The organism is Acinetobacter sp. UC24323 (genome assembly GCF_024151445.1).
GTDB classification, from domain to species: Bacteria; Pseudomonadota; Gammaproteobacteria; order Pseudomonadales; family Moraxellaceae; genus Acinetobacter; species Acinetobacter baumannii.
The window spans coordinates 239,244-256,055 of sequence record NZ_JAHIBY010000006.1 but is presented as its reverse complement, the minus strand read 5'-3'; the positions used below and the strand labels follow the sequence as shown (position 1 = coordinate 256,055).

Sequence of the window (16,812 nt, the reverse complement as noted above, 5' to 3'; positions counted from 1 at the left end):
CTGATCCCTTCCCGAACTCAGAAGTGAAACCTCTTAGCGCTGATGGTAGTGTGGGATTACCCATGTGAGAGTAAGTCATCGCCAGCTCATTATTCTAAACACCCCCAACCAGTGGTTGGGGGTGTTTTTTTATATGGGAAATCAAAATATTATGGAAGGGTTGTGTTATAAACAATAAGAAAATTATATATTTAAATAAGCAGAATAAGGGGGTAAGTACCTATGATAATCTATGGTGATGTAGATTCAGGTAATTGTTATAAAATCAAACTGTTACTATCCCTATTAAATATAAATCATAGATGGATTCATGTTGATATTTTAAATAAAGATACTCAAACAGCAGAATTTCTATCTTTAAATCCTAATGGGAAAATACCTGTATTAGTTTTAGATGATGGACGGGTTCTAAGTGAGTCTAACGCTATTCTAGGCTACTTGGCTGAGGGAACGGAATTGATTCCTGCAGATCCTTATATGAAGGCAAAAATGTATCAATGGATGTTCTTTGAACAATATAGCCATGAACCATTTATTGCAGTTGCTCGTTTTATTAATAAATATCTAGGATTACCGCCAGAAAGAATAGAGGAATATCATAAATTACAACCAAAAGGCCATAAAGCATTATCTATTATGAATAAAGCTTTAGTAGGGCACGACTATCTTGTTGGAAATAAATTTACAATTGCTGATATTGCTTTATATGCATACACGCATGTAGCTGAGGAAGGCGGCTTCGATTTAAAGTTATACCCAAATATTCAAGAATGGTGTCAACGAATTCAAAAATATCCAAAATATGTGAGTATGGTTGAATAAAAAAGAACTCTTATAGAGTTCTTTTTTATATGGGGAAGATCAAAATCCTGTTTTAATTTAGAAATGTGCTTCTAAGCCCACATAAGGCCCTTTAAATTCAAATTTAAGGTCATTGTTATCGTAATCATCTAAATCGATATTGAGGATACGATAACCAGCTGTTAAGCCTAAATCGATTAATAAATTATCGGCAAACTTATACTTTGCTTCTACTAACGCATCTGTAATTTTTGCATCATCAAAGTTTGTATATGTTGCTTCACCTTTAGCGCTTAACCCTGTAAATGGAAGTTTTACTTCACCTGATAAATAAGCAATTGGATATGTCTTATCAATATCTACACGTTTACCGGTATAGGCAGTAATATCTCCATTTAGTACAGTTGCACCAAGACCTGCATCTACACTGACAATATTATCTAGTAACTCATAGTAGAGAATAAAATCACTATGATCTAAATCAACGTTATAGTTAGCTTGACCCAAAGTTTCTGATTTAGTTTGAGTATTTAAATTAACATAACGAATTTTTGCATTTGGAATAAACGGGATTGGGTGCTCAAAAGCTAATGAAAGTTGAGCACTACCTTTTCGGTCTAGATCTTGATCTTCAGGAGATTGTGAAGACATATTAGCTTTGCCGTCATAAAACCAGTAGCCAACGTCTCCTTTTACGCCTATAAAATCTGCTTGTGCGAATCCGCTAAGACCCATCCCGAGTGCTAAAAAAGACAGTTTTAATATTTTCATCATCAATCCTAAAAAGAAAATCTTTGAACGCATGATATAGATATCTTTGCAGTTATGCATTGATGAAAAATGGTGAATATAAAGCTTCTATATCTTCAATTTTTAATATTCTTTTATTTAATTAATTTTCATATAAAAATTAATTACTTATGGTGATTTGAGTTTTAGAGGTTTTAGTATAAATTTTGTGTAAGGGATCGATAATACTTTGATATTTTACTCATCTATAAATTAGTTGATATATCTACTTTATGGATGGGAATGAAATTTTAATGGTAGAAAATATCATTGAATATAAGAAGGTAATAATATGCTTTAAAACAGGAATATTAGCTAAAAAATAACCAATCTAGATAAGAATCTCTAAAAAAACGTAAATTTTCAGACGGAAATTACAGTAAAAAGAAATAAAAACAGGTATTGTTCAGCTATATAGGGGCAAAAAATGGACAAAAATCTTTAAGGAAGAATTTTCTATTTTTGCTTGTTTGTTAAGGGAATAAAAATACTCAAAAGGTGCATTTTATTTTCTACAAACACAAAAGTATTTTTTGGTTCTTTTTTTGCATGCGGAATAACAATCAACAATAGCAGTAAAAATAAGTAATCTTTTAACATTAGGTGTTCTATGACAGATACTCGTGAAAACTGGACGTCACGATCTGGTTTTATTATTGCAGCCGTTGGTTCGGCTGTAGGCTTAGGTAATATTTGGCGCTTTCCGTACGTTGCATATGAAAATGGCGGTGGTGCGTTTCTTATTCCCTATCTATTAGCACTCATTACTGCTGGTTTACCGTTATTATTTTTAGATTATGCGGTAGGCCATCGTAGTACTGGTTCACCTCCTAAGGCATATCGTGCCTTATTTAAAGGTGGTGAAACATTAGGGTGGTGGCAGGTTTGTGTCTGTATCATCATTGGTTTGTACTATGCAAGTGTACTTACATGGGCTGGTAGCTATGTTTACTTCTCTATTGGCCAAATGTGGGGAAGTGATCCGGAAGGTTTCTTCTTTAATACCTATTTGCAGACCACAAAAGCAACCGGCTTTGATCTACAGTTTGTAGGTCATTTATTCTGGCCGATTGTTGGGATTTGGGCACTTACTCTCATCATTCTTTATGGTGGTGTGAAAAAAGGTGTGGAATTATCAAATAAGATTTTCATGCCTTTATTATTCATTCTCTTCACTATTTTAGTTATTCAATCATTACGTTTACCAGGTGCGGTACAAGGTTTAAATGCATTCTTTACACCGAACTGGTCTGCAATGATGGATTATAAAGTTTGGTTAGCTGCCTATGGCCATACTTTCTTTTCACTCTCAGTTGGTTTCGGGATCATGGTGACCTATGCATCCTATTTAAAACCAAAAACGAATTTAACTGGTTCTGGTTTAATCGTTGGTTTTGCAAATGCATCAACAGAGATTTTAGCGGGTATTGGTATCTTCGCAGCGCTTGGCTTTATGGCACATGCCGCAGGTACTGAAGTTAAGGATGTTGTGAGTGGCGGTATCGGACTCGCATTTATTGCTTTCCCTAAAATTATTTCAAGTTTAGGTTCTGGTGCTGATCTATTCGGTCTTTTGTTCTTCTCTTCATTATTTGTTGCTGGTATTTCTTCAATGGTCAGTATTTTGGAAGTGCCTATTGCAGCAATGCAAGATAAGTTAAAGTGGGGACGTAAGAAAGCGGTAACGATTATTGGTGGTGGTAGTGCACTGGTTTCAATTATTTTATTCTCAAGTGTAAACGCAATTAAGCTCGTTGATATTGTTGATCACTTTATTAATAACATTGGGATTATTGGTGGGGCTTTATTATCAATTATTAGCGTAGCTTGGTTTAAACGTTCAGCACTTAAAGAGCTTCGCGACCATGTAAACCGTATCTCAACCATTCAATTGGGTAAAGGCTGGGACTTCACTTTAACAGTCATTACCTCTTTAATCTTATTAACAACACTCTGTATGACTGTTTTTAATTTGATCAAAAATGGCTATGATACTTATAGTATGAGCTTACAAGGTGTCTTCGGCTGGGGCAGTGTGATTTTCTGTGCAGTCGTTGCTATCGTGTTAAGTAAAATGAAAGATCGCTAGGAGGATAAAATAATGAATACTTCGGCAATCGTGATGTTAATAATTTCGATGGTATTTGTATGGGGTGGATTAGCATTATCCATCTTACATTTAACAAAGCATCCTGAAGAGTTAGATGAAGTTTTAGAAGAAGTAAAAGATCAGCATACGCTTTGATATTCTGATCTAGTAAAAAAGCAGGCATAACGCCTGCTTTTTTTATGCAATCTTTTGAATTTTACAATAATAAAATCCATCACCAGATTGTGCTTCTGGCAACAGTTGTCTGCCATAAGCTTGTTCAATTCCCCAATCTGTCTCGATTTTCACTTCTTTTGCATCAGCATGTTCTGTGAAGAAGTTGATCATCTGCTGTTCGTTTTCAGATTTTAAAATTGAGCAGGTGATATAAAGCAATGTACCGCCAACTTTGAGTTGCTGCCACATGTGCTCTAAGATCTGCTTTTGTAGCTCAATGGTTTGGGCTATGTCACTAGATTGGCGCAATAGGCGTATGTCAGGATGACGTCGAATTACACCTGTCGCAGAACAAGGAGCATCAAGTACGATACAATCTACAGGTTGAGCAGGAGTCCACTTGGTTGCATCGGCTGCCAAAATTTCCGTATGACTTTGATCGAGTGCTAAGCGATTTAAGTTTTCAGTCACGCGGACTAAACGGCTTGGGTCCTGATCAATGGCGATGAGCTGTGCTGGTTTAAACTTTTCAAGCAAATGAGCCGTTTTACCCCCTGGGGCAGCACAAGCATCAATAACCGTTTTATTGTTTAAATCCGGCAACAAGGTGGCACATAGCTGTGCATGTTCATCTTGTACAGAGAACCAGCCTTGTTCAAAACCCGGTAACTGAGTGATTTGTACAGATTGCTCAAGGACAATACCAGCTTCGGAAAACAAACACGCACGTGCCTGAATGTCTAAACTTTGCAGTTTTGCTAAATAAGCATCTCGACCAATATGACGCTGGTTCACCCGTAAAGTTAAAGGCGCGGCTTGCTTTAACGATTGGCAGAGAGCTTCTGTTTGTTCTCCCCAATCCTTTTTTAACCGTTTAAAAAGCCAACTTGGTAAGCCATGTGCTTGCTGTAAACCTTGCTGAAAGTCATCAGTTTCACGAGTTGCTCGACGCAAAATTGCATTAACAATACCACTGAGTGCAGGGAAACCAAGTTGTTTAGTTGCATCGACTGTTTCCGAGATGGCAGCGTGCGCTGCAATACGCGTGCATAAAACTTGATAAAGGCCCACGTATAGGCAGGTTTCTACAGTCTCATTGTTTAAAGGTTTGCTGAGTAAAGGCAGGCTAATTGACTTAAGTGCGAACCATTGGCGCAATGTACCTAAAACAAGTTCATGAAATAGTGCACGATCACGCTCTGCTACTTGATTCAGCTGTGTATTTAAAATACTAGCGAGCGATTGACCTTGCTGAACTTTTAGCAAGGTCTGGACGACTTGAGCGCGCAGGTTAAAACGTGATGAATTTGAAGTAACCTGACTCATGGCAGAATCTGTCCTACGTGAAGTTTTTGAGTTTGTGCAATTTGTTGAGCATTTAATGCTTTACCACCCGGCCACTGCACACTCGTTAAACAAATAAATGTATTTTCACCGCAAGCGACATGTACACCCTGTTTATCGATTGCAATAATTTCACCAGCTTGAGCATTCGCTTTGCTTTGACTAGAAATTGTTGAATTCCAAACACGCAGCGCATTATTTTCATCAAGTTGAATAAAGGCAACAGGCCATGGGTTGAATGCACGGATATTGCGGTCAACTTGAACTGCATTCATAGACCAATCAATACGAGCTTCTGATTTCACGAGTTTATGCGCATAGACTGTTAAGCTTTCGTCTTGAACTTCGCGTTCTGCTAAATATTTTTGCAGAGTTTCTTCTGACTCAAGTACCGCACAAATTGCTGTTGCACCTTGAGCTGCAAGTTTGTCATGCAACGTCGCTGATGTATCTTCGGAAGTGATTGGGCAATATGTTTTATACATCATATCGCCTGTATCTAAACCTGCAGCCATTTGCATGATGGTGATACCAGTTTCGTCGTCACCTGTTGCAATTGCACGCTGAATCGGTGCTGCACCGCGCCAGCGTGGTAATAATGAGCCGTGAATATTTAAACAGCCATATTTAGGTGTATCGAGCACAGCTTGTGGAAGAATTAAGCCATATGCTGCAACTACCATGACATCAGCGCCTAAAGCAGCAAGTTCTTGTTGAGCTGCCAAGCCTTCTTCAGTTGAAGCTTTGAAGTGAAGTGGTTGATAAACAGGAATATTATGTTCCAGCGCAAGCTGTTTTACAGGAGACGGTGTTAGTTTTTGTCCACGACCTGCTTTACGGTCTGGTTGAGTATAAACCGCGATAATTTCATGGGAAGTTTTTAGTAGAGCCGCCAATGCTGTTGCAGCAAATTCGGGGGTGCCAGCAAAAATAATTTTCACAAATGCAATCCAAAAAAAGTTTAACGCTAGTATACGTGAAAAACGATTGAAGCCCTAAATCGAGGTACAAAGGAGAGCTAAAGCCATAAATAGTGAACAAAAAATTATTCAAAAACTTTTATTGATAAAAAAAGGTTATAAAAAAATAAAAAATTATTCATGTAAGTTTTGCTAAATATTGACTGAGTATTATCGTTCTTGGCTTTCCCAATATTATTTGCTTCTATAGAATGGAGAATGATCAAATTATGATGATGAGTCAATATTCCGACTGATCTAACGCTATATCAGTATCATTCAGCCAGAGTGGAAGTCATTTCACTCAAGCACAACTTGTTGGAAACACAAATGCCTGACTATCGTTCAAAAACATCGACACACGGAAGAAATATGGCTGGCGCACGTGGCTTATGGCGTGCAACAGGAATGAAAGATGAAGATTTCGGCAAACCGATTATTGCAGTGGTCAATTCATTTACCCAATTTGTTCCAGGCCACGTCCATCTGAAAGATTTAGGACAGCTTGTCGCGGCAGAAATTCAGGCAGCAGGTGGTGTTGCTAAAGAGTTCAATACAATCGCGGTGGATGACGGTATCGCAATGGGGCATGACGGCATGCTTTATTCATTACCATCACGTGATTTAATTGCGGACTCAGTTGAATATATGGTGAATGCACATTGCGCCGATGCGATGGTGTGTATTTCGAACTGTGACAAAATTACTCCGGGAATGTTGATGGCTGCGATGCGTCTAAATATTCCTGTGGTATTTGTGTCTGGCGGACCAATGGAAGCAGGTAAGGTTAAATTCCGCGGTGATGAAAAAGCAATTGACCTTGTAGATGCTATGGTTGTTGCAGCTGATGACAGCTACACAGACGAAGAAGTTGCAGAATTTGAACGTTCAGCATGTCCAACTTGTGGTTCGTGTTCAGGTATGTTCACTGCGAACTCAATGAACTGTTTAACAGAAGCGCTAGGTTTATCGTTACCGGGCAATGGTTCTATCGTTGCAACGCATGCAAACCGTAAAAAATTATTCTTAAAAGCAGGTCAGCTTATTGTTGAATTGGCCAAACGCTACTATGAGCAAAATGATGCAAGTATTTTGCCTCGTTCAATTGCCACTAAAGCTGCTTTTAAAAATGCGATGACACTTGATATTGCCATGGGTGGTTCAACCAATACAGTTCTTCACTTGTTAGCTGCGGCAAATGAAGCTGAAGTTGATTTTACGATGGACGATATTGATGAGTTGTCACGTCGAGTACCAGTGCTTTCAAAAGTAGCACCAGCAAAACAAGACGTACATATGGAAGATGTACATCGTGCAGGCGGTATCATGGCCATTTTAGGCGAGCTTGATCGTGCGAATCTACTTGATGTATCTGTACCAACCGTACATGAAAAAACATTAAAAGATGCATTAGATAAGTGGGATATTATCCGTACTGAAGATCCAGAGGTATATGAGTTCTACCGTTCATCTCCGGGTGGTGTTCCAACTCAAGTTGCATTCTCACAAAACCGTTACTACTCAACTTTAGATGGCGACCGTGAAAAGGGTGTGATTCGTAATGCAGAACATGCATTCTCTAAAGATGGTGGTTTAGCTGTTCTTTACGGCAACATTGCGCTTGATGGATGTATTGTAAAAACTGCGGGCGTTGACGAATCTATTTTAAAATTCACAGGTTCAGCACGAGTTTTTGAGAGCCAAGATGCAGCGGTAGAAGCAATTTTAGGCAATGAAATTAAAGCTGGTGATGTGGTTGTTATTCGCTACGAAGGTCCACGTGGTGGTCCGGGTATGCAAGAAATGCTTTACCCAACCAGCTATCTTAAATCGAAAGGTTTAGGAAAAGACTGCGCGTTAGTTACAGATGGCCGTTTCTCTGGTGGTTCATCAGGTCTTTCAATTGGTCACGTTTCGCCAGAAGCTGCTGAAGGCGGTGCGATTGGTTTGGTTGAAGATGGCGATACCATCGAAATTGATATTCCAAACCGTACCATTCACTTGAATATTGATGATGCGACTTTGGCGCACCGTCGTACAGTTCAAGAAGCGAAAGGTTGGCATCCGAAGGAAGAACGTAAACGTAAGGTATCAAAAGCGTTAAAAGTTTATGCAATGCATACCACAAGTGCAGCAAAAGGAGCTGTACGCGTTCTATAAAATATTCAATTTTAATAATTGAGTAGGAAACATGCACCCATTAACACGATGAATTGTTATCATGTTAAGGGTGCATTTTTTATGTCTGGTAAAAAAAATCCGCTTGTAGAAAAAGGTGGTTTCAGATCATTCTATGGGTTTGCCATAAAATGGTGATAAAATCTTCACCTACGCAGAAACTCGCGAAATAACATGACATATTTTCTGCGCGAACTTAGGTAGTCATTTTTCTATCTCGACTACTGTTTCACCTTGCACTATGATCAAAATAACTTTTGATCTCGCTTAGGATTTATTTTTAGAGGCACTACTCATGTCACTGCTACGCCGTTGGTTTGACCCTATCCGATCGAGCTGGTTTTACCAAAAGCCTTCTCGTCAAGCGGTGTTACCCACGGAAAATGGTTTAAGTATTTATTTACGACTTGATGATGTGTATAGCTATCTGGCTGTTCAGCAATTGTCTCAGCTAGATGAAATTTTAAGTGATGAACTTAAACCTTTAAAAATTATTATTTCCCATACGGCTTCTGAACCTCCAAATAGCATGACGCATGAGGAGTGGCAGCATTATTGTTTAAATGATGCCAAAATTTTAGCAAATCAGCACCGGTTTGCTTTTGATGAGTTTCCAGAAATCCCAAGTCCAGAATCTTTAAAACAAGCCGCTGTCATATTAAAAAGAACCCCACTACAAGGTCAGAACTTCTTACATTTACTTGAAGATATCTTTCACATGCTTTGGCAACAGCAATATGGAAAATTGCGTACTCTACATGCCATGGCGGTCAAGCATCAGGTTCCTCAGCATTTTCCAGAACGTATTTTTACGGATGAACCTGTTCGAGCGGCATACTTTGAGTTTGGTGGACGTAAATATCATGCAGTAGATGATTTATTACGTTTAACCCGACGTTTAAAACAACAAAAGTTACTGACAGGTAATCCGATATTTTTAATTAATCATATCGAATGGCGTGAACATTTGATTAATGATGCTGAGGCGTTAAATGAAATTCAGGCTTTGCATCCTGAACTTGATGTATTTATCGCTTTAGAAGACCCGATGAGCTGGTTGTTGCTTGCCTATATTAAAGAAGAGCTCGCAGACTATTATGATATTCAGCTAAAAGTTTATCCTTTGAGTTATCGGGGCCGAGACTGGTTTGACTGGAGCTTGGCAACACGTGTGTCTAAACGTACCGAGGTTGCTTTTACACCTTTTTGCCGACCTACAGAAGAAAGTACGCTTGGGATGGCAAAGCTTTTCTATAGTGTGCCGGAAAATCAGCAACTTGATACAATTTTCACTATTTTGCAGGCTGTTTGGACGAAAGGAAAAGATCTATCTTTCCAGAAGCATTTCCAACAGTTACAGCAGCAACTGGGTATTGAGCAGTTAACTGAACAGGATATACAGTCGGTTTTAGCGCAAAATGATGCACTTTGCCAAGACAAGCATCAACCTGATTTGCCGGTTTTAGAGTTGCGTATCGATGGGCAAAGCTATGTATTTAATAGCCTGTATCGGGTTTGGATGATTGAAAGTATTTTTAGCAATGTTTTAGAAGAAAAATACAAAACGGCCTCAACTTCTAATTGAGGCCTACTCCTAAAAACAAGAATAGGGCAAAGCCTGTTTTTTCCGTAGCATAACCTTGTAGGGAATCGGAGATAAACAGTGACATTTCTAGCAATTATTATGATGGTGTTTGCCTTTGCGGGCATGATTAAAGGCATGATCGGCTTAGGCTTGCCTGCGGTATCAATGGGCTTACTCACCATCGCAATGAGTCCTTTTCAGGCTGCATCTCTTTTAATTGTTCCTTCAATGGTCACCAACGTCTGGCAGCTTTTTGCTGAAGGACATGTCTGGGCTTTTATTCGCCGTTTCTGGACGTTGCTCGCAGGTATTGTGGTGGGCTCAATATGGAGTTTTCTACCTACCTTAAGTCAAAGTCATGGTCAAAGTAGTGAAATTTTATTAGGTTGCATGTTGGCCTTATATGGGCTTTATGGCCTATGTGTGAAGAAACTTCCGCATTTAGGAAAGCATGAGCGCTGGTTATCACCCATTATTGGATATATCGGCGGGGCAGTGACTGTAGCAACAGGCGTTATTATTATTCCTATTGTGCCGTATTTGCAGTCTTTGCATTTAAAACGTGATGAGTTGGTACAGGCTTTAGGATTAACGTTTACAGTCTCTACCATTTGCCTTGCTGTGTTTTTACACCATAACCCGATGTCAGGGATAACACTGGACTATCGTTTATCTTTCGCTGCGTTGTTAGCTGCGCTCATTGGAATGTGGATCGGTAAAAAAATCCGCTATCGACTGAATGAGCAGATTTTTCGCCGTATCTTTTTTATAGGCTTGATGTCATTAGGACTTTATATGATTTTGCATTAAGTTAATTTTTAAGGACGATGTTGCAATAAAAAGTCTGCAAACTGTTGGTAACTACTAGGCAACTGATTGAAACTTTGTGTGGCCAAAAGTAGTTTACGGTTTGCCCATGCGCCTAGCAGTTGAATTGAATGAAAATCATAGTCCGATTGTAGGCGCTGTGCAGCACGGGCAGGCATAATCGCAATTCCTACACCTTTAGCGACTACCTCGACAATTGCGCCAAAGTTAGGTAAGCGCAACCGATACTGTATGTTAAAACCTAATAATTTGGCTTGGGTTTCAATGGACTGTTGTAAAGAGTGATGCGATTTGAGTCCAATAAAACCATAGCTTAAAGCATCTACTAAATTTAGCTCTTTGTAGTGGGCTAACTCATGTGTCACAGGGCAAATAAGTACTAATGGGTCGCTTGCAAACTCTTTAGTTTGCAAATGTCGGGTATTGAAAAAACTCGAGACTAGGCCAAGACTTGCAATCCCTTGGGTTAATGCATCTACAATTTCTGAACTTTCTGCTTCATGCAAATCGATATTCATTTCTGGATGAAGCACCAAATATTGCGGTAATAACGTAGGTAGATATTCACTTTGAGCAGATGAGTTACACCAAAGTGTTAATGCTTCTGTTGTCGGCTGTCTGAACCGCTGCATTTCTTGTTCGAGTTGATCTTTTTGAGCTAAAAGCTGACGAGCATGTTCTACAAATGCATGTCCAGCTGTAGTGAGTTCTACACCTGTGGTTTGGCGAATAAATAAGGGGGTCTCAAAATACTGTTCAAGTTTTTTTATACGTTCACTCGCCGCCTGAAGTGAAATCGCAGAGCGGTCAGCGCCTTTGGTGAGGCTACCAGTCGAGACAATATGAAGAACCAGCTGTAAATCAAAAAAATCAAAACGCATGATAGGAACGTATTGAAATGCAAAAATTCATCATACTAAATCGGAATGAAAAAAGGCAGCTTGCGCTGCCTTTTAGAATTTAGGTTTTATCTTTTAAACTAAACAGCCAGTTTAAAATAATGGCTGCAAACGTTGCTGTACCAATACCACCTAAATTGAAATTACCGAACAATAATTCAAAGTTTCCAGCACCCAAAATAATGGTTACTGAAGCCACAATCAGATTTTTATTGTTAGAAAAATCGACTTTGTTTTCAATCCAGATTTTTGCACCGGCAATGGTAATTAAGCCAAATACCACAATAGATGCACCTGTAAGAACTGCACTTGGAATGGTACTAATGACAGCGCCAAATTTTGGTGATAGACCTAAGAAAATAGCAAAGATGCCTGCAATCACAAATACAATGGTTGAGTACACACGAGTGACTGCCATCACACCAATGTTTTCACCGTAAGTCGTCATCCCTGGCGCGCCAACACTACCAGAAAGTGTCGTAGCTAAACCATCAGCGACAAAGGCTTTGCCTAATTGTGGAGTTAGGTTTTCTCCAGTCATTGCACCTACTGCTTTGATATGACCTAAGTTTTCTGCTACTAAAATCAGTGCAACTGGTGCAATAATTAAAATAGCCTTGGTATCAAAAGTAGGATGTGAAAAGCTTGGAATACCGAACCACGAAGCTTGTGAGATCTGGCTAAAATCGATCGGTTTACCTAAACCTAGACCATTTGTCGCAATCGCATAGATTACATAAGCCAAGATCAAACCTACCAATAGAAGTAGACGCTGCAATAAGCCTCGTGTAAAAACTGCAATACTGCCCATACAAAGTACAGTAATTAAGGCCATCCACATTTCAAATGGTTGGCCTGCAACGCCTTTAATGGTAACAGGGGCAAGGTTGAGACCAATAATCATCACAATTGCACCAGTCACCACAGGCGGCATAAGTTTTTCAATCCAGCGTGTACCCGTGAGCATGACAATAAAACCGATGAGTGCATAAAAGATACCGCACGCTACGATCCCACCCAACGCAATAGAAAGATTTGGATTGGCCCCTGAACCTGTGATATGCCCCGTAGCTGCTGCAACAACACCAATAAAGGCAAAACTCGATCCTAAATAACTAGGAACACGACCACCCGTAATTAAGAAGAACAGGATGGTACAGATACCTGACATTAAAATAGCAAGGTTAGGGTTAAAGCCCATGAGTAAAGGTGCTAAAACAGTTGCTCCAAACATGGCAAATGCATGCTGGACACCTAAAATAGCACTTTGAACTGGAGGGAGATATTCATTGGTAGAGACCGGTCGATGGTCAACATCACCTTGGTAAGGCTGCCATTTGGGAAACCAGTTGGACATAAAATAAGCTCATTATTCTTTAATTGGTGCAATGATACTCTTTCTTGTAAAAGCATTTAATCTCTTGTATTGAATATGAAAGTGAAAAGTAATTATTTTTTAACGATCGGTATAATTTTATAAATTCTAAATATAAGGAATTAGGTGTTTTTTTCTGATAAAAATTAATTTTATGATTTTTAAAAAAATATTCTAAAAAATGAAAAATCGGGGAAAATTTGAGAAAAACAAGGAATTTTGCAAGTAAAAAGCAGCACATCCAAGATGCACTGCTTTAAGAAAGTAGTTAGTAAAATGAGCTTAGCCTGTATTACGTAAACCAGCAGCAATTCCGGCAATACTTACCATAAGTGCATGGTCAACAGGGGTATGCTCTGCCTGACGTTCAGCAAGATAATCACGGCGGCGTTTCATGAGTTCAGCTTGTAAAAGATGCAAAGGCAGTAAATACGGTTTACGAACTTGCATAGACTGATCCAAAACTTCATTGTCGCTTAATAGTTTTGATTCATCTTTTAACGTAAGTAAGGTTTCCACAGCATCTTTTAGACGTTGGCGTAACTGATTGCCAAGCACTTTTAAGTCTTCATCTTCAGTCAAATGAGACTCGTAGTAGAGTGCAATATTGGCATCGGCTTTAGACAATACCATTTCCAGCATATCAATGAGTGTCTGGAAATAAGGCCATTGCTGAAGCATTTCATCAAGCGTTGCTTTTTGCTGATCGGCAATCACTTCATTAATCGCTGCACCTGTACCTAACCATGCAGGTAACATCAAACGGATTTGTGTCCAAGCAAATACCCATGGAATGGCACGTAAAGACTCGATACCGCCACTTACTTTACGTTTTGCCGGACGTGAGCCTAGCGGCAACATTTGTAATTCAAGCTCAGGAGTGACAGTCCGTAAATACTTCACAAAATGCGGGTTTTCACGCACTGTTTGACGATAAACCTTCACAGAATGATCTGTCATACGGTTCATAAGTTCACGCCACTCAGCCTTAGGCTCTGGTGGTGGTAATAATGTCGCTTCAAGCGTTGCTGCGGTATAGATTTCAAGGTTTTGCATGGCAATACCTTCTAGACCGAATTTGAAGCGGATCATTTCACCTTGTTCTGTCACACGAATTGCACCAGAGATTGAGCCCGGTGGTTGCGAAAAGAGTGCTTGTTGCGTTGGAGCACCACCACGGCTAATTGAGCCGCCACGACCGTGGAACAGAGTCAACTGTACGCCGTGTTTACGAGCAATTGCAGTCAACTCTTCTTGAGCACGGTATTGGGCCCAGTTAGCAGACATGAAACCGGCATCTTTTGCTGAATCCGAGTAGCCGATCATGACTTCATGTTTACCCTGAATGTGCTGCTTATACCAATGCATATTAAACAACGTATTCATGGTAGTTGCTGCGCCGTCTAAGTCTTTTAAAGTCTCAAATAAAGGCACTACACGTAAAGGATGCTGAATACCGGCTTCTTTTTGCAATAACAATACAGCTAAAACATCACTTGGATATTCAGCCATAGAAATAATATAAGCCCCTAAAGACTCAGGTGGTTGGTCTGCCAAAGTACGCATGGTTGCAAATACTTCTTGTACATCTGGGTGACCAATCAAACTACCTTCTGGCTCATTAATATACTTCGGTAGTAGTGGGCGTTTGCTTTGGAGTTCCTGGATAAGGAAGTTTTGGCGCGCTTGTTCAGTCCATGACTCAAAATTACCCAGACCTAAGTATTCGGTAATTGCTGAAATGGCTTGGCGATGACGGCCTGATTCTTGGCGAATATCGAGCTTAAGCAGTTCAATACCAAAACAGTTCACACGGTAGATAAAGTCGAGTAGTTGACCATTCGCGATTTCAGGCAGATTACTGTCAATTAGAGAGCGATAGCACAGCAATAATGGTTGTAACAGTTCATCTTTGCTTTTAATGACATTGCTGTCATCAGCTTCTAAGCCTTGTAGGCGCTGAGCTAACCAATGACGAGTTGCTTTTAAACGCTCACGTGTTGCACGTAGATACTCACGATAAGGCTCTGGATGAGGACTACCAATGGCTTGAACCATTTCTTCGGAACAAGACTGAATTGATAGTTCCCAACGTAAGTTTTCGATATCTCTTAGATAGAGGTCGGCAGCTTGCCAGCGTGATAACCACAATACTTCTTGAGTAATTTGATGAGTAACGTTCGGGTTACCATCACGGTCTCCACCCATCCAAGATGCAAAACGTACCGGAGCAATATGAAGTGGTAAGTTTTGTTGGCAATTGTCTTGAACCAGTTCATTTAGCTCACGGATAAATTTAGGAACAGCATTCCAAAGCGTTTGCTCAATTGTGGCAAAGCCCCATTTTGCTTCATCTACCGGGGTCGGGCGGTGCTGCCTGATTTCATCTGTTTGCCAAGCCGAACTAATTTGTTGTTTTAAATTGGCAAGAGCATTTTGTCGTTCACGCGGAGTAAGTTTTTGCTGATCAAGTTGTGATAGACAAGCATTGATATCGTCATATTTTTGAATCAGGGTACGACGACTCACTTCTGTTGGATGCGCCGTAAGTACTAATTCAATTTTAAGATCACAAATTTGCTGGAACAGTTTCTCCGTCGAAATATTTTTATCTTTAAACTTTTTAAATAAGTGAACAAGGGGATTCGGGGAGTTTGCATCCGGATCGAACTCTGCCTGTCTGCGGCTACGTACCACATGATATTGCTCAGCAATATTGGCAAAATTGAGGAAGTGAGAAAAAGCGCGGGTAAGAGGCAATAACTCTTCATCGGGCAATTCTAAAAATAATTGTTCTAATTGCTTTTCGGCTTCAGCTTGACCATCACGTGCACCTTTGGCAAGAGCACGGATTTGCTCGATCTGATTAAACAGTTCTTGTCCTGCATGCTGTTTTAGGGTTTCACCTAATAAATTGCCAAGTAAGCGGACATCCTCACGCAGTGGCGCATCGATTTGCTGAACCATGCTATTTTCTCCTGTTCTTATTCTTTTCGAATATAGCGCGATTAACGAACATTCCAAGCTTTGAGCGTAAGAAAATGTGAATTTTTGCTTAAAAAATAACATTTAAATCGCTTATAACGCTTTAAAAGTCGACATGCACCCGTTGCAAATTTTGGCAATCGGACTTTGGTTTAATGCCGATATCTGAGTAGAAATAAATCAATAGCATCCCGAATAAACCGATCTATCTCTTGAGCATTCGGTACAGGAATAATTCTAAGTAGAACCTTGTGATGGCGTACACCAAGCAATAAGGTCAAAAGCAGCTCTGTTTGATATAGCGGATCATCGGCCTGAATAAAACCTAATTGAGCAGCTTTTTGAAAAAACTCAACTAACTGATTTTGCAGACGGGTATGGGATGCGTCAAAAAACTGTAGGGCGAGTGGACTTTGCTCTGCTGCAAGTTCAAATAATACATGCTCGAGTTTAAGTGCTTCGGGGGAATAAATAATCTGCAAGGCACGTGAACACACCATATAAAGTGTTTGATAAAAGTCTGCCGATGCATCTAATTCAAATGGTTTAGTGCCTAGAGTCTCTTCACAAGTTTCTGTAATGGCACAGATAAACAGGTTTGCTTTGTCTTGAAAGTGATTATAAACCGTGAGTTTAGTAACGCCCGCTTCCTGTGCAATCAGGTTCATGCTGGTACCGTGATAACCGGACTTTAAAAAAATAGCTTTAGCGGCCTGTAAGATACGAGCACGCTTTTCCAGATCTTTGGGGCGACCACTTTGATTAACTGTTTGCACGAAACCCTCTAATAAAACTATATAAAA

13 protein-coding genes and 1 rRNA gene are annotated in these 16,812 nt (G+C 39.7%); 7 read left to right on the top strand and 7 right to left on the bottom strand.

The annotated features are described in order from the left end of the window. Both rrf and KNQ97_RS10520 read left to right on the top strand, forming a co-directional pair. Nucleotides 1-87 (top strand): 5S ribosomal RNA (rrf, locus tag KNQ97_RS10525); the annotation flags it as partial. A gap of 135 nt (nt 88-222) precedes the next feature. Next, nucleotides 223-822, top strand: coding sequence for a glutathione S-transferase family protein (locus KNQ97_RS10520; RefSeq protein ID WP_000587889.1), 600 nt, complete (start codon nt 223-225; stop codon nt 820-822). A gap of 57 nt (nt 823-879) precedes the next feature. On the opposite strand, the gene KNQ97_RS10515 is transcribed toward KNQ97_RS10520, so the two are convergent. Continuing rightward, nucleotides 880-1,572, bottom strand: a complete 693-nt coding sequence (locus KNQ97_RS10515) for a TIGR04219 family outer membrane beta-barrel protein (protein ID WP_004840006.1) — start codon at nt 1,570-1,572, stop codon at nt 880-882. Between the two features lie 628 nt (nt 1,573-2,200). Here KNQ97_RS10515 and KNQ97_RS10510 point away from each other — a divergent pair. Beyond that, the gene (locus KNQ97_RS10510; protein ID WP_000132725.1) at nt 2,201-3,679 is read left to right on the top strand and encodes a sodium-dependent transporter; all 1,479 of its coding nucleotides are present in this window, start codon (nt 2,201-2,203) and stop codon (nt 3,677-3,679) included. A gap of 12 nt (nt 3,680-3,691) precedes the next feature. Further along, nucleotides 3,692-3,835 (top strand): methionine/alanine import family NSS transporter small subunit, encoded by a 144-nt coding sequence (locus KNQ97_RS10505; RefSeq protein ID WP_001097630.1) that lies wholly within the window; start codon nt 3,692-3,694, stop codon nt 3,833-3,835. 42 nt (nt 3,836-3,877) lie between these two features. Here KNQ97_RS10505 and rsmB read toward each other — a convergent pair whose 3' ends face one another. Together rsmB and fmt are read right to left on the bottom strand one after the other, a co-directional pair. Further along, the gene (gene rsmB, locus KNQ97_RS10500) at nt 3,878-5,182 is read right to left on the bottom strand and encodes a 16S rRNA (cytosine(967)-C(5))-methyltransferase RsmB (protein ID WP_103236400.1); all 1,305 of its coding nucleotides are present in this window, start codon (nt 5,180-5,182) and stop codon (nt 3,878-3,880) included. After that, the gene (fmt, locus tag KNQ97_RS10495) at nt 5,179-6,141 is read right to left on the bottom strand and encodes a methionyl-tRNA formyltransferase (RefSeq protein WP_002046349.1); all 963 of its coding nucleotides are present in this window, start codon (nt 6,139-6,141) and stop codon (nt 5,179-5,181) included. The genes rsmB and fmt overlap by 4 nt, the downstream gene beginning before the upstream one ends. A gap of 348 nt (nt 6,142-6,489) precedes the next feature. Between fmt and ilvD the strand changes: the two genes are divergently transcribed. The 3 genes from ilvD (at nt 6,490) to KNQ97_RS10480 (ending at nt 10,732) form a co-directional block, all read left to right on the top strand. Beyond that, nucleotides 6,490-8,319 carry a dihydroxy-acid dehydratase gene (gene ilvD, locus KNQ97_RS10490; RefSeq protein WP_140952465.1) on the top strand — a complete coding sequence of 610 codons (1,830 nt, stop codon included), beginning with the start codon at nt 6,490-6,492 and terminating at the stop codon, nt 8,317-8,319. Between the two features lie 313 nt (nt 8,320-8,632). Further along, entirely contained in the window at nt 8,633-9,922 is a 1,290-nt protein-coding gene (locus tag KNQ97_RS10485; RefSeq protein ID WP_000055250.1) for a hypothetical protein, read from the top strand. Between the two features lie 78 nt (nt 9,923-10,000). Then, on the top strand, nt 10,001-10,732 hold the full coding sequence (locus tag KNQ97_RS10480) for a sulfite exporter TauE/SafE family protein (protein WP_000143321.1): 732 nt from the start codon (nt 10,001-10,003) through the stop codon (nt 10,730-10,732). A gap of 8 nt (nt 10,733-10,740) precedes the next feature. Here KNQ97_RS10480 and KNQ97_RS10475 read toward each other — a convergent pair whose 3' ends face one another. The 4 genes from KNQ97_RS10475 to KNQ97_RS10460 all read right to left on the bottom strand — a co-directional run bounded on the left by KNQ97_RS10475 (nt 10,741) and on the right by KNQ97_RS10460 (nt 16,785). After that, complete coding sequence (locus KNQ97_RS10475; protein ID WP_001209849.1) at nt 10,741-11,631, bottom strand: LysR family transcriptional regulator; 891 nt, start codon at nt 11,629-11,631, stop codon at nt 10,741-10,743. Between the two features lie 79 nt (nt 11,632-11,710). Beyond that, a complete protein-coding gene (locus KNQ97_RS10470; protein ID WP_002057504.1) occupies nt 11,711-13,006 on the bottom strand; it encodes a solute carrier family 23 protein in 1,296 nt (431 codons plus the stop codon). A 300-nt stretch (nt 13,007-13,306) separates the two neighbouring features. After that, on the bottom strand, nt 13,307-15,991 hold the full coding sequence (ppc, locus tag KNQ97_RS10465) for a phosphoenolpyruvate carboxylase (RefSeq protein WP_000250585.1): 2,685 nt from the start codon (nt 15,989-15,991) through the stop codon (nt 13,307-13,309). A gap of 170 nt (nt 15,992-16,161) precedes the next feature. Then, the gene (locus KNQ97_RS10460) at nt 16,162-16,785 is read right to left on the bottom strand and encodes a TetR/AcrR family transcriptional regulator (RefSeq protein WP_001195319.1); all 624 of its coding nucleotides are present in this window, start codon (nt 16,783-16,785) and stop codon (nt 16,162-16,164) included. Nucleotides 16,786-16,812: the final 27 nt, after the last annotated feature.